Origin of the sequence: Pseudomonas sp., assembly GCF_033723075.1 — a bacterium.
In the GTDB taxonomy this organism is placed as follows: domain Bacteria; phylum Pseudomonadota; class Gammaproteobacteria; order Pseudomonadales; family Pseudomonadaceae; genus Aquipseudomonas.
This window is the reverse complement of sequence record NZ_JAWVXU010000037.1, coordinates 1-21,567: the sequence shown is the minus strand read 5'-3', so window position 1 is coordinate 21,567 and position 21,567 is coordinate 1. Positions and strand designations below refer to the sequence as shown.

The following is a 21,567-nucleotide window of genomic DNA, read 5'->3' as shown; positions in this document are numbered from 1 at the left end:
TCTACGATGTGATTTTCATCCACAAGACCATCCGCCAGATCGACTTGAGAAAGCGCAAGTGAGGATCGTCAACCCGTTACCCATGTCTCCCGACAGGCGTTACCCATGTATCCCGGCTGAACACACGGCGCACCCTACGAAGGCGGCATCGTGCCGGGGGCCAGTTGTCTCGTAGGGTGCGCTGCGCGCACCAGCGGCTATCCTGTACAGGCAATCAGCGTCAGGAGACAGGGAATGTCCGACTACCGCCGCGCCCAGGATGCGGGTGCCTGCTATTTCTTTACCCTAGTGACCGAGCAGCGCCAGCCCCTGCTGACCCAGCCGAGGTTGCGTGAAGCCCTGCGCCTGGCCATCGTCCAGGTGCGCCAGCGTTATCCCTTCACTATTGCGGGTTGGGTGCTGCTGCCCGATCACCTGCATTGCCTGTGGCAGCTGCCTGCGGGCGATGCCGACTTCGGCCTGCGTTGGTCGCTGATCAAACGCCTCACCAGCCAGGCGCTGCCCCGCGCGCCGGGGGCAATCAGCCTGAGCCGCTGCCTGCGCCGCGAGTCCGGGCTGTGGCAGCGACGCTTCTGGGAACACCGCATCCGCGATGACGAGGATTACCGTCGGCACCTGGATTATCTGCACTGGAACCCGGTGCGCCATGGTTTGGTCGAGCGGGTAGCCGACTGGCCCTGGTCGAGCTATCACCGCCTGGTGCGCGAGGGCGTTTATCCGGCGAATTGGGGCGGTGCGGGGGAAGCGGAGGGCGCATTCGGCGAGTGACCGCGCAAGTTGCGGGCGCGACGCTTTTGTAGGGTGCGCCGCGCGCACCGGGGTTAAACGCCGATCTGCCGGGCCAACGACCGGTCAAGTTGTTGTCGCCGGATGGGGTGGCATATGGCGAATAACCGCGCAAGTCGCGGTGCGCACGGCGCACCCTACGGAGTGCGGTGCCTTGCGGCGATGCTTGGTTCGCTCCCGTAGGGTGCGCTGCGCGCACCGGGGTCAAACCCGATCTGCCGGGCCAACGACCGGTCAAGCTGCTGCCGTTGGATGGTGTGCTGGGCGATAAGCGTGTGTGGCGAATAACCGCGCAAGTCGCGGTGCGCACGGCGCACCCTACGGAATGCGGTGCCTTGCGGCGATGCTGGGTTCGCTCCCGCAGGGTGCGCTGTGCGCACCGGGGTTAAACCCGATCTGTCAGGTCAACGACCGGTCAAGCTGCTGCCGTTGGATGGTGTGCTGGGCGATAAGTGTGTGTGGCGAATAACCGCGCAAGTCGCGGTGCGCACGGCGCACCCTATGGAATGCGGTGCCTTGCGGCGGTGCTGGGTTGGCAACGGTCTCGTAGGGTGCGCTGTGCGCACCGGGGTTAAACGCCGATCTGCCGGGCCAACGACCGCTCAAACTGTTGTCGCCGGATGGGGTGGCATATGGCGAATAACCGCGCAAGTCGCGGTGCGCACGGCGCACCCTACGGAGTGCGGTGCTGGGGGTTAACCGCCGACCTGCCAGGCCAGGGCCTGTTTCCGTGCCTGTTCGAGTTGTTGTCGCCAGGCCGCCACGGGCCGGCCTTGCAGCAGGTCCAGGCGTTGCAAGTCTGTAGCCTGAGCGTCCAGGCATTCCGTCAGCCAATCCAGGCGTTGCAGGGTCAGGGGTGTGCAGGTCTGGCCTTGCAGGTCGTCGTCCAGGTCGCTCCAGTGCGAGCGCCAGGCTTCGCGCAGGTAGAGGCGGGCGAGGTCGTGGCGCAGGGCCTGTTGCCAGTCGCCGATAATGCCATCCAGCCAGGTCAATACGTCGCTGCTCGCCCCGCGCCGGGCCAGGATCTGGCGCAGGTGCTGGTAGCACTCCAGGGCGATGCGCTTTTCCAGCTCCAGGGCGTTGAGGGCGGCGGTGCTGCCCCGGCGCTGTTCCAGGTCAAGCAGGTAGGCGTAGTAGCTGCGGGTTTCGAAGCGTTCGGCGGCGTGGCACTGCGGAGTCAGCAGGTCGTTGCTGTTGCAGGCGCGCAAGGGATCGAAGCGGTACATATAGCCGAAGTCGAACAGGCGGATCTGGCCGTCGTCGAGCAGGTTGCCCGGGCACAGGTCCCAGTCGAAGAAGCCCAGTTGCAGTAGCGCCGAGAGGCTGGCGAACAGCTGCAGCAGGCGGCGCTCGTCCCACTCCTGTACGGCCTCGCCGGCGATCCAGGGCGACAGCAGCAGGCCCCGGCGGTAGCTGGCGTACTGGGTGGCGACTATCCCGCTCAGCGCCGAGGCCCAGGCCGGCTGCTGTTTCAAGGCCTGCAGCTCGGCGCGGCGCTGCACTTCGTTGAGAAAGGAGGTCTGGCCATTGAGGTTCTGCACCTTGCATTGCGCCCGCGCGCGCTTGAGCGTCCAGAGCCTGCCATCGGCCTCGATCTGGTAGACCTCGGCGGTCAGGCCGCTGGCGAAATGGCGGCGTACCCAGGGGCTGGCAGCCGTGGTCAGCAGCAGTTGCTCGATGGGCAGCGGACAGTCGGCGGGTTGGCCGACCTGGATGTCTGCGTGGCTGTTGGCGAAGGCGAGTTGGGCCTGTTGGCGTTGTTGTTCGGGCGTCATATCGGCACCTATGGGTGGAGTTGGTGCGCACAGCGCACCCTACGGGCAGGTGTTGGCGAAGGTTGCTGGGGTGCCTCACGGGCCTTGAACGATCACCACCTTGTCCTCGCCGAGGCGGCGGGCGAAGGCGTAGGGCTGGCTGGACAAGCGTTGATGGCTGCCGGCGCCGATGGCCGGGTGGCGCGCGCGGAACTGGCCGAGGATGCGCCAGTGCTCGAGCAGGGCGGCGATTGGCGGCTGCTGGTGCGCCTCCCAGTTCATCGGCGAGCGGGTGCCCTGATACGGGTCGGAGCCGCTGGGGCCTAGGCGGCGGGCGCTTTCGTCGCCGTAGTAGATCTGCACCGCGCCGGGGCTGAGCAGCAGGGCCGCGGCCAGACCCTGTTGGCGCGCCAGATCGTTGCTCTGCTCGGCGAAGAACAGCGAGGTGTCGTGGGACGAGGCGTAGCTCATGAAGTTGTGCCCGGGGCTGCTCTGCAGCAGCTCGGCGTATGCGTCGTAGCCGCTATCGGCCTGGCTCAGGCAGTCGCTGGCCTTGGCCGCCAGCTCGCCCTGGAAGGCGAAGTTGATCAGGGCGTCGAAGCCGTTGTCCTGGTAGACGTTGGCCTGGGGGCCGTGGCCGAACACTTCGCCGACCATCCAGAACGGGCTGCCGCTCATGGGATCAACGGGGTTGGCGGCCGACCACTCGGCGCGGGCCTGGTCGGCCGCCCGGCGCAGCGCCGCCCAGGCGTCCAGCTCGACATGCCTGACGGTGTCGGCGCGGAAACCGTCGACGCCGAATTCGCGCACCCAGAGCGTCAGCCATTCCACCAGGTAGTCGCGCACCCGGTAGCCCTCGCGCGGTACCGCGCGGGTATCGGCCTTGTGCAGCAGAAAGGCTGGCAGCGCCACGGCCTGCTCGCTCTCGGTCTTGAAGTCGGGAAGGAACGCCAGCGAGCCCTTGAGCGGGTCGACCAGCACGCTGGGTGGCTGATCGTAGTCGGCGATGCCGGCCCGCAGCCAGTCCTTGCCCCACCACTGGTCCCATGCCGGGTGCTGGTAGTCGAGCAGGTTGTGGTAGGCGTGCAGGTTCTCGAAGCTTTCTGGCTGCCAGGCATTCCAGCTCGCCGGCAGGTACTGGCTCATGCCGTCGCGCAAGCCGCCGAAGCCGAATTCCTGCATATCGGCCAGGGTCGAGTAGCCGGGGTGGTTGAGCACCACGTCGAACAGCACGCGGATGCCGCGGGCGTGGGCCTGGCCGATCAGTTCGCGCAGGTCGTCCTCGCTGCCCATATTGGCGTCCAGGCGGGTGAAGTCCAGGGCGTAGTAGCCGTGGTAGCCATAGTGGCGAAAATCGCCCTGGTCGCCGCCGCCGACCCAGCCGTGGATCTGTTCAATGGGCGCGCTGATCCACAGCGCATTGATTCCAAGCTGCTGCAGGTAGTCGAGCCGGCCGGTCAGGCCTTTGAGGTCGCCGCCATGGAAGGTGCCGATCTCCTGCTCGCCATCCGGCTGGCGACCGTAGCTGTGGTCGTTGCTCGGGTCGCCATTGGCGAAGCGGTCGGTGAGGGCGAAATACACCGTGGCGTTGCGCCAGTCATGGGCCGGCTGTACGTCAGCCTCGGCGGCTTCGAGCAACAGCAGGCCGCCGCTATGGGGGGCCGGGGTCAACCGCACATGGCCCTGTTCTACCGTCGCCAGCTGTCCGCTATAGGCATCGCGCAACTGCTGGCCGTCGGCAAATACCCGGCTGACATCGACGCTGAGGGTCTGACCCTGCCAAGCTGTACAGGCGGCCTGGCTGGCGGTCGCCGCTTTGACCGGCAGCAGGCGCAGGTGGGCGTTGTCGCCGTCCTGGATCAGCAGGCGATAGCGCCCGGCCGTCGGCACCTGCAGGCTCAGGTGAGTGTCGGCCTGCCAAGCCTGACGTTGGTAGAGCGCCAGGGCTTGTGCCGGCTCCGCGCCGGCGGGGCCACGCAAGACCAGCAGGCCGGGCTGCAGCGCCAGTTCGCTGCTGTAACGCTGCCCGGCTTCGCTGCGCCAGAGCAGTTGCAGTGGTTGCTGGTCGAACCAGGCCTGCAGCTGCGGGGCAGCCAGGGCGAGAGGGCTGAGCAGGGTGATCAGCAGGCTGGCGAGCAGCGGTGACGAGCGGCGCATGGATTTCTCCCGGAACGGTTGAGCCGCTATTTAAGCCAGTCGCCGCCGCCTGCGGCAGGCGGGGAAAGGGCCGGGGCGCATACTTTTTTTCGCCGGCGGCTGGCAGACTACGCCCCCGTCTCTACGCCCTCGCGAGCTGCGCCGGGGGAGGATGTGACGCGTGTGGTTCTGTCCGAGGATGCAAGGGCTGCGCGACCATCTACCGGCATGCACTGGTTGTGGATCAACAATAAGAAGCCACGAGGACTCTCACCCATGAATAAAAAATTGTTTACGGCTGCCGCCATTGGCCTGGCCGCCACCCTGAGCCTGCCGCTATCGGCCCAGGCGGCCATCGAGGAAGGCAAGCTGGTCATCTGGATCAATGGTGACAAGGGCTACAAGGGTTTGGCCGAAGTCGGCGAGAAATTCACCGCCGACACCGGGATCAAGGTCGAGGTAGCGCACCCCGATAGCGCCACCGACAAGTTCCAGCAGGCCGCCGCCACCGGCAATGGCCCGGACATCTTTATCTGGGCCCACGACCGCTTCGGCGAATGGGCGCAGAGCGGGCTGATCTCGCCGATCAATCCGAGCGCCAAGAGCAAGGAGGCCATCGAGGACTTCGCCTGGGACGCGGTGACCTACCAGGGCAAGCTGTGGGGCTACCCCATGGCGGTTGAAGCCACCGGCCTGATCTACAACAAGGCGCTGGTGCCGACCCCGCCGAAAACCTTCGACGAGGTACTGGCGCTCAACGTCGAGCTGGCCAAGGCCGGCAAGCGCGCGATCCTCTGGGACTACAACAACACCTACTTCACCTGGCCACTGTTGGCGGCCAATGGCGGCTATGCCTTCGCCGAAGTGGACGGTGGTTATGACGTCAGCCAGACCGGGGTCAACAGCGCCGGGGCCAAGCAGGGTGCGGCCGTCCTCAAGGCGCTGATCGATGCCGGGGTGATGCCCAAGGGCGCGGATTACAGCGCGGCCGAGGCGGCCTTCAACAAGGGCGAGTCGGCGATGTTCATCAGCGGGCCCTGGGCCTGGTCGAATATCGAGAAGAGCGGCATCGATTTCGGCATCGCGCCGATCCCTGCGGTGGGTGATGCCGTCAGCCGGCCGTTCACCGGGGTGATGGCCGCGACCCTGAATGCCGCCAGCCCCAACCAGGCGCTGGCCGTGGAGTTCCTCGAGAACTACCTGCTGCAGGTCGAAGGGCTGAAGACGGTCAACGCCGATGTGCCTCTGGGCGCGGTACCGAACAAGGCCTATATGGCCGAGCTGGCCAGCGATCCGCTGATCAAGGCCACCTTCGACAACGCCGCCATGGGCCGGCCGATGCCCAACGTCCCGGAGATGGGTGCGTTCTGGTCGGCCATGGCGCCGGCCTTGACCAACATCACCTCCGGTCGCCAGACCGTGGACGCCGCACTGGATGACGCTGCCAAGCGCATCGCCAAGTGACAACCGGCGGTTGCCGACGCCTGACGTCGGCAACCGCCTTGCTTGAGGCTATAACGAGATGTCCGCCGCGAATATTCCCGCTGAACTGGCCCGTCCTGCCATGACCCGATTTTCTGTTTTGCCGTCCCTGCGCCAGACCCTGCGCTGGTCTGTCTGGGGACTGTTCAACGCCCTGGCGCTGTACCTGGTGGTGGCGCTCTACGCCCAGCAGCAGATCGCCTTCGCCCTGCTCGGGCTGGTGGTGACCGGTATCGCCAGTTACGTGTTTATCAGCAAGAAGGCCTATGCCCACCGCTATATCTACCCGGCGGTGGCAGGCATGCTGGTGTTCGTGATCTTCCCGCTGCTGTACACCGTCGGCATCGGCTTTACCAACTACAGCGCGACCAATCTGCTGAGTTTCGAGCAGGTGCAGCGTTATCACCTGAATCAGACTTACCTGGCCGGCGACCGCTTCGCCTTCAGCCTGCACGCGGATGACGCCGGCGCACTGCGCCTGCGCGTGGACCAGGGCGAGCAGGGCGTGTTCGTCTCGCCGCCGCTGCAGGGCGATCCGCTGGTCAGTGAGCCGCTGGAACTGCTGCCGGACAGCGCCGTGAGCCTGGCCGAAGCCTTGCCGCTACGCGAGGTGATCCAGCGCCGCGCCGAGCTGGAGCAATGGGTGTTACTCGGCACCCAGGGCGAGCTGCTGCGTCTCTATGGCCTGCGCGAGGTGGCGGCGGTCAAGCCGCTGTACCGCCTGCTGGACAACGGCGACCTGCTCAATACCCGTAGCAATGAGCGCCTGGAGGCCGATCAGGGCAGCGGCTTCTATGTCGACAGCCACGGCAACAAGGTGGCCCCGGGCTTTACCGTATACGCCGGCTGGAGCAACTTCGCCCGGGTGCTGAGCGAGCCGAGCATTCGCGATCCCTTCCTCGAGATATTCGTCTGGACCGTGGCCTTTGCCGGCCTCACCGTAATCTTCACCCTGGCTATTGGCCTGGTGTTGGCCAGCCTGCTGCAGTGGGACCTGGTGCGTGGCAAGGCGTTCTACCGGGTCATGCTGATCCTGCCCTACGCGGTGCCGGCCTTCATCTCGATCCTGGTATTTCGCGGGTTGTTCAACCAGAACTTCGGCGAGATCAACCTGATGCTCGACAGCCTGTTCGGCGTGCGCCCGGACTGGTTCAGCGACCCGACCCTGGCGCGCAGCATGATCCTGATCGTCAACACCTGGCTGGGTTATCCCTACATGCTGCTACTGAGCATGGGCCTGTTGCAGGCGATCCCGCGCGACCTCTACGAGGCCTCGGCGATCGACGGCGCGACGCCCCTGGACAACCTGCTGAAGATCACCCTGCCGCTGCTGATCAAGCCGCTGGCGCCGCTGCTGATCGCCAGTTTCGCCTTCAACTTCAACAATTTCGTGCTGATTACCCTGTTGACCCGCGGTGGCCCGGACATCATCGGCGCGACCACCCCGGCCGGCACCACCGACCTGCTGGTGAGCTACACCTACCGTATCGCCTTCCAGGATTCCGGACAGAACTTCGCCCTGGCGGCGGCCATCGCCACCCTGATCTTCCTGGTGGTCGGCGGCATGGCCTGGCTCAACCTGAAACTCTCGAAAGTCAAAGTCTGAGGAGGCTGCTGATGGCCATGGTGCAACCCAAATCCGTGAAATACCGCCTCTGGCTGACCCACGCCGCGATGCTCGGTTTTATCGCCTTGATCGTGTTTCCGCTGCTGATGGTGGTGTCGATCTCCTTTCGCGAGGGCAACTTCGCCACCGGCAGCCTGCTGCCGGACCAGCCGACCCTGGAACACTGGTCGCTGGCCCTGGGCATTCCCTACACCCTGGACAACGGCACTGTGCTCAACCCGCCGTTCCCGGTGCTGACCTGGCTGTGGAACTCGCTGAAGATCGCCATTATCAGCTCGCTGCTGATCCTCATGCTGTCGACCACCAGCGCCTACGCCTTCGCGCGCATGCGCTTCGCCGGCAAGGGGCCGATCCTCAAGGGCATGCTGATCTTCCAGATGTTCCCGCCGGTACTGTCGCTGGTGGCCATCTATGCCCTGTTCGACCAGCTCGGCAAGCATGCCGGCTGGCTCGGGGTGAACAGCCACGGGGCGGTGATAGTCGCGTCGCTGGGCGGCATGGCCCTGCATATCTGGACCATCAAGGGCTACTTCGAGAGCATCGACGCCTGCCTGGAGGAGGCCGCTATCGTCGACGGCGCGACCACCTGGCAGGCCTTCGTGCATATCCTCCTGCCGATGAGCGTGCCGATCCTGGCCGTGGTGTTTATCCTCGCCTTCATCACCAGCATCACCGAATACCCGATCGCCTCGGTGCTGCTGATGGACGTCGACAAGCTGACCCTGTCGGTCGGTGCCCAGCAGTACCTGTACGAGCAGAACTACCTGTGGGGCGACTTCGCCGCCGCCGCGGTGCTCTCCGGCCTGCCGATCACCGCGGTGTTCCTCTACTGCCAGAAGTGGATAGTCGGCGGCCTGACTGCGGGCGGGGTGAAGGGGTAGGGATTGGTACCGTGGTCATGTTTGTTGCCCGGGTTGTGGCATCGCGGCTCTACCGGTGCGCACGGCGCACCCTACGGGTTGTGGCCTCGCGGTCATTGGTGCGCACGGTATACGGTTTGAGCCGGGCTCGTAGGGTGCGCCGTGCGCACCATTGGGATTGGCACCGTAGCCCTGCTTACACCCGGATCGTGGCATCGCGGCTCTATCGGTGCGCACAGCCTAGGCGGCCCCGCGCACCCTACGGGGTTTGCCCCATCCACCGGCATACCCGCTAGCGGGGCATGCCGGTTTTTGTCGTTATAGCGCAGGCTTGAGCCTGCAATTTGCGTAAAATCTACCGCTACCCGATACAAAGACAATTAACGGGAGTGATTGTATGAATGCTGCATTAGCCCAACCACTGCCGCTGATTCCGGCCAAGCTCTGTGCGCCGGCCCTGCATCCCGGTCTGCTCGCCCGGCCGCGCTTCGACGAGTGGCTGCAGCGCCTGCCCCAGGCGCGCCTGGCCGTGCTGCAGGCCCCCAGCGGTTTCGGCAAGACGGTGCTGGCCAGCCAGTGGGCGGCGGCCTTCGCCGGTGCCGTGGCCTGGGTCAACCTGGATGACAAGGACAACAACCCGCGCCAGTTCGGCCGCTACCTGCTCAACGCCCTGCATCGTCAGCTCGACGGCGGTTGTGCGCAAAGCCTGGCCCGCGCCGAGCAGGGCGAGGAGAACCTCGACGGCCTGCTTACCCGCCTGCTCGCCGAGTTGCCGGTCGAACACCCGCCGCTGCTGCTGGTGCTCGACGAGTTCGAGGTGCTGCACAACCCCGAGCTGATCGCGGCGCTGCGTTTCTTCCTGCGCAACAGCCCCGCATGGCTGACCCTGCTGGTATGCAGCCGTGGCCTGCCGGAGCTCGGCGTCGCCGAGCTGCGGGTCAAGCGCCAGCTGCTGGCACTGGATGCCAGCCTGCTGGCCTTCGAGCACGACGAGGTGCAGCAGCTGCTGGCGCTGGGCCTGCCGATCGCGATCAACCGCGAGCAGGTCGAGCGCCTCAACCGGCGTATCGGCGGCTGGCCCTGCGCCCTGCAACTGGCCCAGCAGGAAGTGCAGACCGGGCGCGGCATGGACCTGTTCCTCGAGAGTCTGCAGCTCGGTCATCCCTATATCCGCGATTACCTGCGCGAACAGGTGCTCGACGGGCTGGACCCGCCGACCCTGGAATTCCTCCAGGCCACCTGCCTGCTCGAGCGCTTCAGCGCGGCCCTGGCTGACCGCCTGACCGAAAGCTGCAACGGCCGCGAGATGCTCGAACAGTTGGAACGTGCCGGCCTGTTTATCCAGGCGGTGGACAGCCTGCGCCAGTGGTTCGCCTACCATCCGCTGTTCGCCTGCTTTCTGCAGAACGAGCTGAGTACCCACCAGCCGCAGCGCGTCGCCGAACTGCACCTGCGCGCCGCCGAGGCGCTGCTGGAGGAGAAGATGCCGGAGGAGGCGGCGCGCCATGCGGTACTGGCCCGCGATCCGCAGCGCGTCACCCAGGTGCTGCAGAGTCACGGCCGCCAGTTCTATCGCCAGGGCCGTCTGGCCTTGCTGCAGCGCTGCCTGGCGGTATTGCCGGAAAGCGCCATCGCCGAGTCGCCGCTGTTCACCCTGTTGCAGGCCTGGGCTTCGCAGAACCAGTACCAGAGCGATCAGGTCGAACGCTGGCTGCAGGCCGGCGAAGCGGCGCAGAAGGGCTTGCACAGCCCGGAGCAGTGGCAGCGCATCGAGGCCGATTTCAAGGCAGTACGCGCCCAGGTGGCGATCAATCAGGGCGATCTGCAGCAGGCCGTGATCTTCGCCCGCGAGGCCCTGGCCTTCGAACCGCTGACCATGCGCACCTCGCGGGTGGCGGCAATGTCGGTGCTGGCCGAGGTGCACTTCGTTCAGGGCGAACTGCAGCAGGCCCAGCAGCAGCACGAGGAAACCGTGCGCCGTGCGCAGCAGATCGATGCCACCCATCCGGTGCTGTGGAGCCTTGGCCAGTTGTCGGAGATCGCCATCGCCCAGGGCCATCTGCAGAAGGCCTACAACCTGCAGGAACGGGCACTGCAGTACATCGAGCAGGAACAGCTGCCGGTGACCCCGATCATGGAGTTCATCCACCGCGTGCGCGGCCAGGTGCTGCTCGAATGGCACCACCTGGATGCGGTGGAGCAGTGCGCCCTGCAGGGCCTGGAGATCCTCGATGCGGTCGGCGATCACTGGTTCCTGCAGTGTTATGTGCTGCTCGCCCGGGTCGCCCATGCTCGCGGCCAGCAGAGCGTGTGCGCCGACTATATCGGCAAGATCCGGAGCCTGCTGGCCGGCGATAACTACCATATCGACTGGCTGGCCAATGCCCATGCGGTGATGCTCACCTACTGGGACTCGACCCAGGACAAGGACAGCATCCAGCAGTGGCTGAGCACCGCGCCGCCGCTCAAGCCCGGGGCCAACCACTTCGCCCAGAGCAATGCGCGCAACCATGTGCGCGCCTACCTGGCGCTGAACCAGGGCGAGCGCGCCTTGCCGATCCTGCGCCAGTTGCAGGTCGACGCCGAACGCCACCAGCTGGTGATGGATCAGAACCGCAACCATATCCTCCAGGCCCAGCTGTTCTGGCAACGCGAAGAGCGCCAGACGGCCCTCGATCATCTGCACCAGGCCCTGACCCTGGCCAGCAGCACCGGGGTGATCGGCAGCTTCCTGCGCATCGGCAAACCGCTGATCGCGATGCTCAAGGGCCTGCAGCACGAACGCCAACTGGACGAGCTGGAAAGCCAGCGCGCCGACCGTCTGATCCAGCTGGCCCAGCAGCAGCGCGATTTCAGCCGGGCGATCCGCATCACCCTCGACGAGGCAGTGATCCAGGACATCATCAACCGCCCCGACGTGCCCGAGCTGATCCGCCACTCACCGCTGACCCGGCGCGAATGGCAGGTGCTCAGCCTGATCCACGCCGGGCTGTCCAACGAGCAGATCTCCGAACACCTCAACGTCGCCCCGACCACCATCAAGACCCATATCCGCAGCCTCTACCAGAAGCTCAATATCACCCAGCGCAGCGAGGCGGTGCAGCTGGCACGCAGTCTGTTGAGCAAGATCCAGGGCGAGTAGGGGGGACGGCCGTACGCCATGCGCACCATTGCGGTTGGCGCTGTGGCCATGTTTGCGTCCGGGCTGTGGTGTCGCGGCCATTGGTGCGCGCAGCACACCCTACGGGTTGAACTGGGCTCGTAGGGTCGAGCTGGGGTCGTGCGCCGTGCACAAACGGGATTGCTGCCGTGGCCATGTTTTGCGCTCGGATAGCGATGCTGCGGCCATTGGTGCGCGCAGCGCACCCTACGGATTGAACCGCACCCTACGGGGAAAACTCCTCCCCCCGCGTCGCGAAAACGTACGCCCGCGAAAAGCCGGGCGGGGAGGATGTGACGGGCGTCATGCTTGCCTAGAGTGAAGCCGTCATCACGAACATATAAGGCATTGATGTATGGCTGTTATCCGCAAGGACTGGTGGCGCGGTGGCGTCATCTATCAGGTTTACCCGCGCAGTTTCTTCGACAGCAACGACGACGGTGTCGGCGATCTGCCCGGCGTGTTGCTCAAGCTCGATTACATCGCCAGCCTGAATGTCGATGCCATCTGGCTGTCGCCGTTCTTCACCTCGCCGATGAAGGATTTCGGCTACGACGTCGCCGACTACCGCGGGGTCGATCCGCTGTTCGGTACGCTGGATGATTTCCAGACACTGGTCGCCGCCGCCCACGAGCGCGGCCTGCGCATCATCATCGATCAGGTGCTCAACCACTGCTCGGATCAGCATGAGTGGTTCAAGGAGAGCCGTACCAGCCGCGACAACCCCAAGGCCGACTGGTTTGTCTGGGCCGAACCCAACCCGGACGGCACGCCGCCGAACAACTGGCTGTCGGTGTTCGGCGGTTCCGCCTGGAGCTGGGACGGCAGGCGCAAGCAGTACTACCTGCACAACTTCCTGGCCAGCCAGCCGGACCTGAACTTCCATTGCGAGGCGGTGCAGCAGCAGTTGCTCGAGGACATGCGCTTCTGGCTCGAGCTGGGGGTCGACGGCTTCCGCCTGGATGCGGCCAATTTCTACTTCCACGACCTGCAGCTGCGTAACAATCCGCCGAACCCGGATATCCGCGAAGGCGGCATCGGCGTGCGCGCCGACAACCCTTACGCCTACCAGCGCCACCTGTACGACAAGACCCAGCCGGAGAACCTCGCTTTCCTGCGCCGCCTGCGCGCGCTGATGGATGCTTTTCCGGGCACGGCCACGGTGGCGGAGATCGGCTGCGACAATTCCCTGCGCACCATGGCCGCCTACACCGGCGGCGGCAATACCCTGCATATGGCCTATTCCTTCGACCTGCTCACCGCCCAGTGCAGTCCGGCCTTTATCCGCCACACGGTGGAGAACATCGAGCGTGAACTGGGCGACGGCTGGCCCTGCTGGTCGGTGGGCAACCACGACGTGGTACGGGTGATCAGCCGCTGGGCGCTGGCCGGCGAGGAAAGCCCGGCGCGCGCGCGCATGCTCATGGTCTTGCTGTTGTCGCTGCGCGGCAGCGTCTGCCTGTACCAGGGCGAGGAACTGGGCCTGGGCGAAGCCGAGCTGGCCTATGAAGACCTGGTCGATCCCTATGGCATCCGCTTCTGGCCGGACTTCAAGGGTCGCGATGGCTGCCGCACGCCGATGCCCTGGACCCGTGAGGGCGACTATGCCGGCTTCTCCGCGCAGCAGCCCTGGTTGCCGCTGGCCGAGCGCCATCGAGCGCTGGCGGTGGATGTGCAGGAGCAGGATCCACAGTCGATGCTCAACAGCTACCGGCAGTTTCTCGCCTGGCGCCAGCAGCAGCCGCTGTTGATCGAAGGCGAGATCCAGATGCGCCATCACGACGACGCCCTGCTGGTGTTCGAGCGGCGCCTGGGCGATGACGCCTGGCTGTGTCTGTTCAATATGAGTGCCCGCGCGCGCCGCTACGATCTGCCGCTGATGGTCGAGCCGCTCGACGGTGTACCGGCCAGCACTGCCGAGTTTCTCGGCAGCTGGGTAAACTTGCCGGCTCACGGCTTCGGTTTTGCCCGCCTGCTGGGGTGATTGCTCCTACACAATTTATAAAGGGTTCCGGTCTGGCCGAATCGATTCGGTCAGGCCCTGTTCGAGAGAAATCATATGGCTAGTCTCACCCTGCGCAATATCTGCAAGAGCTACGACGGCACCGCGATCACCCGCGATATCAATCTGGACATCGAGGACGGCGAGTTCGTGGTCTTCGTCGGTCCTTCCGGTTGCGGCAAGTCGACCCTGCTGCGGCTGATCGCGGGCCTGGAGGACATCAGTTCCGGCGACCTGCTGATCGATGGTCAGCGGGTCAACGAGCTGCCGCCGATGGATAGGTCGGTGGGCATGGTGTTTCAGTCCTATGCCCTTTATCCGCACATGACGGTCGCCGAGAACATGGCCTTCGGCCTCAAGTTGGCCAAGGTCGACAAGGGCGCGATCCAGCGCAAAGTCGAGGAAGTGTCGCGCATCCTGCAGCTCGACCAGTTGCTCGAACGCAAGCCCAAGGATCTCTCCGGCGGCCAGCGCCAGCGCGTGGCCATCGGCCGCACCCTGGTGCGCGAGCCCAAGGTGTTCCTGTTCGACGAGCCGCTGTCCAATCTCGACGCCTCCCTGCGGGTACAGATGCGCATCGAGATCTCGCGGCTGCACCAGCGCCTCAAGGCCACCATGGTCTACGTCACCCACGACCAGGTCGAAGCCATGACCATGGCCGACAAGATCGTCGTGCTCAATGCCGGGCAGATCGTCCAGATCGGCCAGCCGCTGCAGCTCTACCATTATCCGCAGAGCCAGTTCGTCGCCGGCTTCCTCGGCTCGCCGCAGATGAACTTCCTCAAGGTCAGGGCGCTCGCCGTCAGCGACGAGGCGGTAGAAATCGAGATGCCCGGCGGCTACCGCATGCAGGTGCTGGTCGACGGCAGTGGCGTCGAAGTCGGCGAGGAGCTGACCCTGGGCGTGCGCCCGGAGCATTTCGTCGCCGCCGAGCAGGCCGATTTTGCCTTCCACGGCGAGGTCGCCGTGGCCGAGCGCCTGGGCGACCACAACCTGATCTACCTGACCCTGGAAGGGGTCGATGAGATGGTCACGGTCCGCGGCGACGGCAACCTGCGGGTCGCGGTCGGACAGACTTTCGCTGCCGGCCTGATGGCCAGCAAGTGCCACCTGTTCCGCTCCGATGGCCAGGCCTGCCCGCGCCACTACCGCGAGCCGGCGATCTATGGCTGAGAGGGACTTGGCCTCTAGCAGGTGGTTTTTCAACGGCCTTGCTCAAGGCTTGTCGAGCGCCGCCTGCTTACGCCGGTTGCTCTGCCGCATGCGCTTGGCCCGCATCTCGAGCAGCGCATAGCCGAGCCCGGCCAGCGCCAGCGGCAGCAGGTAATAGACCACCCGGTAGCCGATCAGCCCCGCCAGCAGCACGCCGATCGATGCCTGCTGTTGCAGCAGGGCGATAAACACCACTTCCATTACGCCGAGACCGGCCGGGATATGGGTGATTACCCCGGCGAAGGCGCTGATCAGCAGGGCGCCAAGCACGGCCGGGTAGCCGAACTGGGCCGGCAGCAGGATGTCGAGCACAAGGGCCATCAGCGCCCAGTTGCTGGCGCCGAGGGCAACCTGCAGCAGGCCCATGCCCAGCGAGGGCAGATAGACTTCGTGGCCGCGGATCGTCCAGTAGCGTCGGCGCGAGAAGGCACAGAGCAGCAGATAGCCCAGCAGCAGGGCCAGCAGCCCGCCACCGAGCAGGCGCAAGGCCGGGATGCCGAGCTCCCAGCCTGCCGGCGGGACGATCAGGCCGAGGGCCAGGACCACCCCGAGCAGGCCGATATAGCCCAGCCAGTTGGTCATCAGGCTGAGGGTGAGCACCTTGGTGATCACGGACGGACGCAGACCAAGCTGCGAGTAAAGGCGAAAGCGCAGGGCGATACTGCCGATCCAGGCGCCGAGGTTCAGGCTGAACGCGTAACAGACGAAGGTGACCGGCAGGACCTGCCAGAGCGGCAGACGATGGCGGGTGTAGGCGCGGCCGATCAGGTCGAAGCAGCTGTACAGCGCGTAGCTGGCGAAGGCGATGGCCACGGCCAGAAGCAAGGTGCTGGTGCGATAGCCGCGCAGCGTCGCGAGCAGTTCCTGCCAGTCCAGGCTGCGGGTGAGGGCGACCAGCAGACCCAGCATCAGGATGAACAACACCAGGGCCAGCAGGCGTTTGCCGAGCGTCGGCCAGTCGCGCCTGGCACTCGAGGCGGACACCAAGCGGCGTTGCTTGCTCATTGGCGCTCGCGCCGCAGGGCGTCGCTGCGGGCCGCCTTGGCCTGCTCATGGGGCTGCAGCAGGGCGAGCTTCGGCGTGTGCGCCGGGAGCCAGCCGGTCCAGGCCGGAAAGTGGCGCAGCAAGTGAAAACCGAGGAACACCAGCGGCATTCGCCAGAAGGCCCAGCGTGCCAACTGCGCCTGACTGATCGCCTGGCAATGCTCGCTAGCCAATGCCTGCAGGTGCTCGAACAACTGCCGATTGAAGGTGCGGTCGCGGATGATCAGGTTGGCCTCCAGGTTCAGCGACAGGCTCAGCGGATCCAGATTGCTGGAGCCGACTGTGGCCCACTCGTCATCGACCAGGGCCACTTTGCCGTGCAGCGGCCGGCTGTCGTACTCGAGGATGCGCACGCCGCCGCGCAGCAGGTAGTCGTAGAGGATCCGGGCACTGAAGCGGGCGATCGGCATGTCAGGCTGGCCCTGCAGGATCAGCTCGACCCTGACCCCGCGCTGCGCCGCGTGGCGAATCTCGCGCAGCAGCCGGTAGCCGGGAAAGAAGTAAGCGTTGGCGATCAGCAGGCGTTGGCGCGCGCCGCGGATGGCCTGCAAGTATTGCTGCTCGATATCGATGCGGTGTTGGCGGTTGTCGCGGATCACCAACTGCGCCTGGCCCGAGCCTGCTCCCGCCTGGTCGGCGGCCTGGCTACCCGGCGTCGCTCTGGCTCGCCGCCGCCAGCCGCGCCGACGTTGGGCGGGCGGCGCCAGCATGGTCAGGACGAACTGGCGGATATCGTGCACCACCGGACCTTCGACTTCGACGGCGTAATCCTGCTTGGCCTCGGGACCGTAATCGGCCAGGTGGTCGGCGGAAAAATTGATCCCGCCGACAAACGCCTGGCGGTCATCGATGACCACCAGTTTGCGGTGCATGCGGCGGAACAGGTTGGTGCGCATGCCGAGCAGACGGGGCTGTGGGTCGAACATATGCACGCGCACGCCGACCTCGCTCATGGCCGTGACGAACGCGTCGCTGAGGTCGGCGGAGCCGTAGCCGTCCACCGTCAATTCGACCCGGACCCCGCGTGCGGCTGCGGCAATCAATTCGGCCTGCAACTGGCTGCCGACCTTGTCCTCGAAGAGGATGAAAGTCTCGATCAGCACCTCCCGTTCGGCCGCGCGGATGGCCGCGAACACCCGGGGAAAGAACGCCTCGCCGTTTATCAGCAGGCTCAGGCGGTTGTCTGCGCGCCAGGGAAACGTCATAGGCGGATCTCCACCGCCAGCGGCAGGTGGTCGGACAGGTGCGACCAGGGCCGGGTCGAGAGTATCCGCGGCTCATGGCTGCTGGCGTTGCGCACGTAGATGCGGTCCAGGCAGAGCAACGGCCAGCGTGCCGGAAAACTCCGGGCGACCGCACCATGGGCCCGCTCGAATACTTCGTGCAGGCCGACCTCGCCCTCCAGCAGGCGCGTGGCGCGCAGCCGCCAGTCGTTGAAGTCCCCGGCCACCACCACCGGCGCCTGGGCCGGCAAGCTGCCGAGCAACTCGCAGAGCAGCTGCAGTTGCTGCTGGCGGTGCTGCTCGCGCAGCCCCAAGTGCACGCAGATGGCGTGCAGCTCGCGTTGCGCCGGCAACTGCAGGACGCAGTGCAGCAGGCCGCGGCACTCCGGGCCGGCAATCGAGATGTCGACATTGCGCTCGCGGATGATCGGGTACTTCGACAGCAGGGCGTTGCCGTGATCGCCATCCGGGTAGACCGCATTGCGCCCGTAGGCGAAGTCGCTCCACATGCTGTCGGCGAGAAACTCGTACTGCGGCGTCGGCGGCCAGTTGTGCAAGCGCCGCGAGTGGCGTTCATGGGTCCCCAGCACCTCTTGCAGGAACACCACTTCCGCCGAGACCCTGCGCACCGCATCGCGCAGTTCGGGGAGGATGAAGCGGCGGTTGAACAGGGTGAAGCCCTTGTGCGTGTTCACCGTCAGAATTCGCAGGCTGTGCACCGGCTCGGCATGCTCCAGGGGTTGCCCTGCGCTGCCTTGCCTTGCGCTATCGGTTTTCACATGTCTGCTCCTGGTTGCCCTTCCGGCTTGCTGTTCGGAAAAGTACCCGAACAAAAGTGGCAGCCCCTGAAGCGGGACTCGGTGCGCCGCTGAAAAATACGCAATCGCTTGAGCTTCGGGCCAGCAGAACAGTCGAGCGTTCTCTCCCTGCGAGCCGGGGAGCGCTCCATCCATTTCCTCTCTGCGGGGGGTGGAGCAATAGCTGAAACTCAACCGACCCATTGACTATAGTCATCAGCCCGTAAGGATGTGAGTCGTCCCTGGTCGGGAGGCGGCCGCCGGTCTTCTTTTTGGCCATGTCTGCGTGAGTGCTTGCAAGCGCTTTCTGACAGCCAATCTGCGCGCCCGGCCCGCCCTTGAAATTGCTCTTCAACCAATAACGGCTACCAGCGGCCCACAATAAGGTTCGCGGTGGGTGATCCCCGAGCGCTAGGTTCGGCTAGATCCATGGCGCTGGTCGCAAGGATTTGCCAGACACGGCGTTGCTCGACAAACTCTCGCTCCGATTCGGCCAAAGCTGCCGGACGCCGATGGTGAAAAGGGGCTGGAGTTGAACGAACAGACATTGTCTATGCGCCTGGAGCGTGTGGCGGCGCATGTGCCAGCAGGTGCGCGGCTAGCCGATATTGGCTCGGATCACGGCTATCTGCCGGTGGCGTTGATGAGCCGTGGTGCCATCGCGATGGCGGTGGCTGGGGAGGTGGCCTTGACCCCGTTCCACGCGGCTGAACGTAGCGTACGCGAGAGCGGCCTGAGCCAACTGGTCAGCGTGCGCCTGGCAGATGGTTTGGCGGCAATCGAACCGGGAGACGCAATAACGGCAATCAGCCTCTGCGGTATGGGCGGCGAGAAGATTCGCGACATCCTCGACAGCGGCAAGTCCCGCCTGAGTGGTCGGGAGCGTCTGATCCTGCAGCCCAACGGCGGTGAGCAGCCGCTGCGCCAATGGCTGATGGACAATGGCTACCGCATCCTTTGCGAGGAAGTGCTGCGGGAAAACCGCTTTGCATACGAGATCATCGTTGCCGAACGCTCTGGGCCGGTGATGTACAGCGCCGAGGAACTGTACTTTGGCCCGCTGCAGATGCAGCAGCGCAGCCCGGCGTTCCTGGCCAAGTGGCAACGCATGCTGCGTCTGAAGCAGCAGACACTGGCCGACCTCGCTCAGGCGCGGCAGGCGGTGCCCGAGGAGAAAGTGCAGAAGGTCGCCCGACAGACGCAGTGGATTATTGAACTGCTGGCTTGAGCCTTTACGAGTGACTTTTTCTGGCCGACTGCTGCTTGTTACCCACCGGCAGAGACCGGCCAATATCGGGCGGTCAGCAGCGTCAACATCGTGGCTTGAGAATCATCTAGCCGGCATCCGCTTCGGTTCGCGGTGAACGGGGAGCTTCAGCGGCTCCTTGCCGGACGCGTGCCATCTCCTCGTGACTCGACATGCACGCCGAACCCCGTTTGCCCCGGCGCGATCTCTGGACGCAGGGTGAGCGCCGGGATTTCGTAGGCGCCGGCATTCTGGGGGCGAAAGGGTATTGGCGTGGCGGTGAACAGTTCGTCCAGGCGTTGCCCAAGCTGGTCGCAGATCGAAGCGTAGCGGGCATCGTCGGTCTTGCCGGTGCGGTAGACCACGAATGGCGGCAGGACGTCGAAGCCGGGGTAATAGAAGATGCCGTGGTGGATCGGGAAGAGCAGCTCGTCGATTGGGCCGTTGATGCCGCGCGGGCTGTAGTGCGGTTCCCAGCCGCCGGTGGTGACGATCAGCATGGCGCGCTTGCCGGCCAGCGTGCCTTCGCCGTAGCGGTCGCCCCAGCGGGTGTCGGAATGCTCGCCCACGCCGTAGGCGAAACCGTAGGCATAGACGCGCTCCACCCAGCCTTTGAGGATGGCCGGCATGGAGAACCACCACAGCGGGAACTGCAGGATGACGGCATCCGCCCACAGCAGTTTCTCCTGTTCGTGCACGATATCCAGACTCTGCAGGCCGTTCTCGTAGGCATGTTTGGAGTCGAGGGACGGATCGAAGCGCTCGCCGGACCGGCGCGCGATACTGTCGTCGGCATCGAGCTGCGCTTTCCAGTTCATCGCATAGAGATCCGAGGCCTGGACGCTGTGACCAGCGGATTCCAGGTGTTTGACCGTGAAGTCCTTGAGCGAGCCGTTGAGGGAACGGGGTTCGGGGTGGGCATAAACGAGCAGGATATTCATGGGTGAGCCTCCAAGGGTTGGGTGCGGGCAGGATGGAGGTTTGCCAGGTATAGTTGAAATGAATATCCAATATCCCAGGTATTACGGTGAGTAATCTCGGAAGGCTGGACCTCAACCTGCTGGTCACCCTGGATGTACTGCTGGCGGAGCACAACGTCACCCGTGCGGCGGAGCGGCTGAACCTGTCACAGCCCGCGGTGAGCGTGCACCTTGCCAAGCTGCGGGAGTTCTTCGGCGACCCGTTGCTGTTGCCGGGCCCGCGCGGCATGCGCCCCACCGCTCGGGCGGACGAGCTGCGCGAGCCGTTGCGCCAGGCGCTGGAGGCGCTGGGACACGCGGTGTCGCCCGCGCGGCCCTTCGATCCCACCGAGGCCAGGCATACCTGGCGCGTCATGGCTTCCGACTACGGCGAATCGACCATCGTGCTACCGGCCCTGGCCGGGTTGCGCACGGCGGCACCGCATACCCAACTGGCCGTGCTGGAGATGGCGCCGTCGCGCATCGCCCGGCAGGCGGAGCAGGGCGAGATCGATCTGGCATTTCATATCCTGGAGGATGCGCCGCCTGGGCTTCACGGGCGCACCCTGTTCGCTGAGCGCTACGTGCTAGCGGGCCGGGCGGGTCATCCCGAACTGGCAACGCCGCTTACGCTGGAGCGATTCTGCAGGCTCGACCATGTCATCGTCTCGCCGAATGGCGGTGGTTTTCGCGGCGTGACCGACGAGGCGCTGGCGGCGGTGGGCCTGTCGCGCCGGGTGGCGCTTTCCGTGCCGCACTTTCTGTTCGTCGTGTCGGTGCTGCTGGGCACGGACCTGGTGGCGATGCTGCCCGAGCGTCTGGTGCGCGGAAACACTGCACTGCAGGTGACCGAGCCGCCCGTTCAGGTGCCGGGCTACGAGATGGTCATGCTCTGGCATGAGCGCTCCCACCGCGACCCAGCGCACCGCTGGCTCCGCGAGCACGTCGCCGCGGCGGTTTAGCGAGCCGGCCGACACCGCCAGCTACTTCAGTGCAGTCGCGAACGTCTGGATGGGCTGCGTGGCACCCGAGACGATCAGTAAATCGTTCAGCAGGACGAAACAATCGGAGACATCTATTGATGCTGCTGAGTGGCATTATTGGGTCGGCAGTTGCCGGCGCCTGACAGGCGGGAAGCGGCCGATTCTGTTGAAAAAGTCGGATTTTCTAGATCGCCTGAACTCAGGCACGGCCATCAGCGGAAAACCTACTCACCACATTGAGTGGTTTTTCGGTTCTTCGTTGACCTTTGTAGCTTTGTTATTGGGTTAATTTGAGG

15 protein-coding genes are annotated in these 21,567 nt (G+C 65.2%); 9 read left to right on the top strand and 6 right to left on the bottom strand.

Features of this window, described 5'->3' with window-relative positions:
- Positions 1–234 precede the first annotated feature (234 nt).
- Entirely contained in the window at positions 235–768 is a 534-nt protein-coding gene (locus R3355_RS23460) for an REP-associated tyrosine transposase (protein ID WP_318963529.1), read from the top strand.
- Between the two features lie 713 nt (positions 769–1,481).
- Here R3355_RS23460 and R3355_RS23455 read toward each other — a convergent pair.
- Positions 1,482–2,561, bottom strand: a complete 1,080-nt coding sequence (locus R3355_RS23455) for a hypothetical protein (RefSeq protein ID WP_318963527.1) — start codon at positions 2,559–2,561, stop codon at positions 1,482–1,484.
- Positions 2,562–2,636: 75 nt separating this feature from the next.
- On the bottom strand, positions 2,637–4,697 hold the full coding sequence (locus R3355_RS23450) for an alpha-amylase (protein ID WP_318963525.1): 2,061 nt from the start codon (positions 4,695–4,697) through the stop codon (positions 2,637–2,639).
- A 255-nt stretch (positions 4,698–4,952) separates the two neighbouring features.
- On the opposite strand from R3355_RS23450, the gene malE reads away from it, so the two are divergent.
- The 6 genes from malE (at position 4,953) to malK (ending at position 14,980) form a co-directional block, all read left to right on the top strand.
- On the top strand, positions 4,953–6,140 hold the full coding sequence (gene malE, locus R3355_RS23445) for a maltose/maltodextrin ABC transporter substrate-binding protein MalE (protein ID WP_318963523.1): 1,188 nt from the start codon (positions 4,953–4,955) through the stop codon (positions 6,138–6,140).
- 58 nt (positions 6,141–6,198) lie between these two features.
- Positions 6,199–7,764, top strand: a complete 1,566-nt coding sequence (gene malF, locus R3355_RS23440) for a maltose ABC transporter permease MalF (protein ID WP_318963522.1) — start codon at positions 6,199–6,201, stop codon at positions 7,762–7,764.
- Between the two features lie 11 nt (positions 7,765–7,775).
- Positions 7,776–8,666 (top strand): maltose ABC transporter permease MalG, encoded by an 891-nt coding sequence (gene malG, locus R3355_RS23435; protein WP_318950395.1) that lies wholly within the window; start codon positions 7,776–7,778, stop codon positions 8,664–8,666.
- A gap of 376 nt (positions 8,667–9,042) precedes the next feature.
- Positions 9,043–11,787, top strand: coding sequence for an HTH-type transcriptional regulator MalT (malT, locus tag R3355_RS23430; RefSeq protein ID WP_318963521.1), 2,745 nt, complete (start codon positions 9,043–9,045; stop codon positions 11,785–11,787).
- A gap of 373 nt (positions 11,788–12,160) precedes the next feature.
- A complete protein-coding gene (locus tag R3355_RS23425) occupies positions 12,161–13,789 on the top strand; it encodes an alpha-glucosidase (RefSeq protein ID WP_318963520.1) in 1,629 nt (542 codons plus the stop codon).
- 75 nt (positions 13,790–13,864) lie between these two features.
- Positions 13,865–14,980, top strand: a complete 1,116-nt coding sequence (malK, locus tag R3355_RS23420; RefSeq protein ID WP_318963519.1) for a maltose/maltodextrin ABC transporter ATP-binding protein MalK — start codon at positions 13,865–13,867, stop codon at positions 14,978–14,980.
- Positions 14,981–15,022: 42 nt separating this feature from the next.
- On the opposite strand, the gene R3355_RS23415 is transcribed toward malK, so the two are convergent.
- From R3355_RS23415 to R3355_RS23405, 3 genes are read right to left on the bottom strand one after another with little or no spacing between them, the layout of a single operon-like run.
- Complete coding sequence (locus tag R3355_RS23415; protein WP_318963518.1) at positions 15,023–16,024, bottom strand: lysylphosphatidylglycerol synthase domain-containing protein; 1,002 nt, start codon at positions 16,022–16,024, stop codon at positions 15,023–15,025.
- Entirely contained in the window at positions 16,021–17,268 is a 1,248-nt protein-coding gene (gene clsB / locus R3355_RS23410) for a cardiolipin synthase ClsB (RefSeq protein WP_318963517.1), read from the bottom strand. The genes R3355_RS23415 and clsB overlap by 4 nt, the downstream gene beginning before the upstream one ends.
- The gene (locus tag R3355_RS23405) at positions 17,265–18,065 is read right to left on the bottom strand and encodes an endonuclease/exonuclease/phosphatase family protein (RefSeq protein WP_318963515.1); all 801 of its coding nucleotides are present in this window, start codon (positions 18,063–18,065) and stop codon (positions 17,265–17,267) included. Before R3355_RS23405 ends, clsB begins: the two co-directional genes overlap by 4 nt.
- A gap of 550 nt (positions 18,066–18,615) precedes the next feature.
- Between R3355_RS23405 and R3355_RS23400 the strand changes: the two genes are divergently transcribed.
- The gene (locus R3355_RS23400; protein ID WP_318963513.1) at positions 18,616–19,311 is read left to right on the top strand and encodes a tRNA (adenine(22)-N(1))-methyltransferase; all 696 of its coding nucleotides are present in this window, start codon (positions 18,616–18,618) and stop codon (positions 19,309–19,311) included.
- 146 nt (positions 19,312–19,457) lie between these two features.
- On the opposite strand, the gene R3355_RS23395 is transcribed toward R3355_RS23400, so the two are convergent.
- On the bottom strand, positions 19,458–20,270 hold the full coding sequence (locus R3355_RS23395) for an NAD(P)H-dependent oxidoreductase (protein WP_318963512.1): 813 nt from the start codon (positions 20,268–20,270) through the stop codon (positions 19,458–19,460).
- An 86-nt stretch (positions 20,271–20,356) separates the two neighbouring features.
- On the opposite strand from R3355_RS23395, the gene R3355_RS23390 reads away from it, so the two are divergent.
- On the top strand, positions 20,357–21,250 hold the full coding sequence (locus tag R3355_RS23390) for a LysR family transcriptional regulator (RefSeq protein ID WP_413243561.1): 894 nt from the start codon (positions 20,357–20,359) through the stop codon (positions 21,248–21,250).
- Positions 21,251–21,567 lie beyond the last annotated feature (317 nt).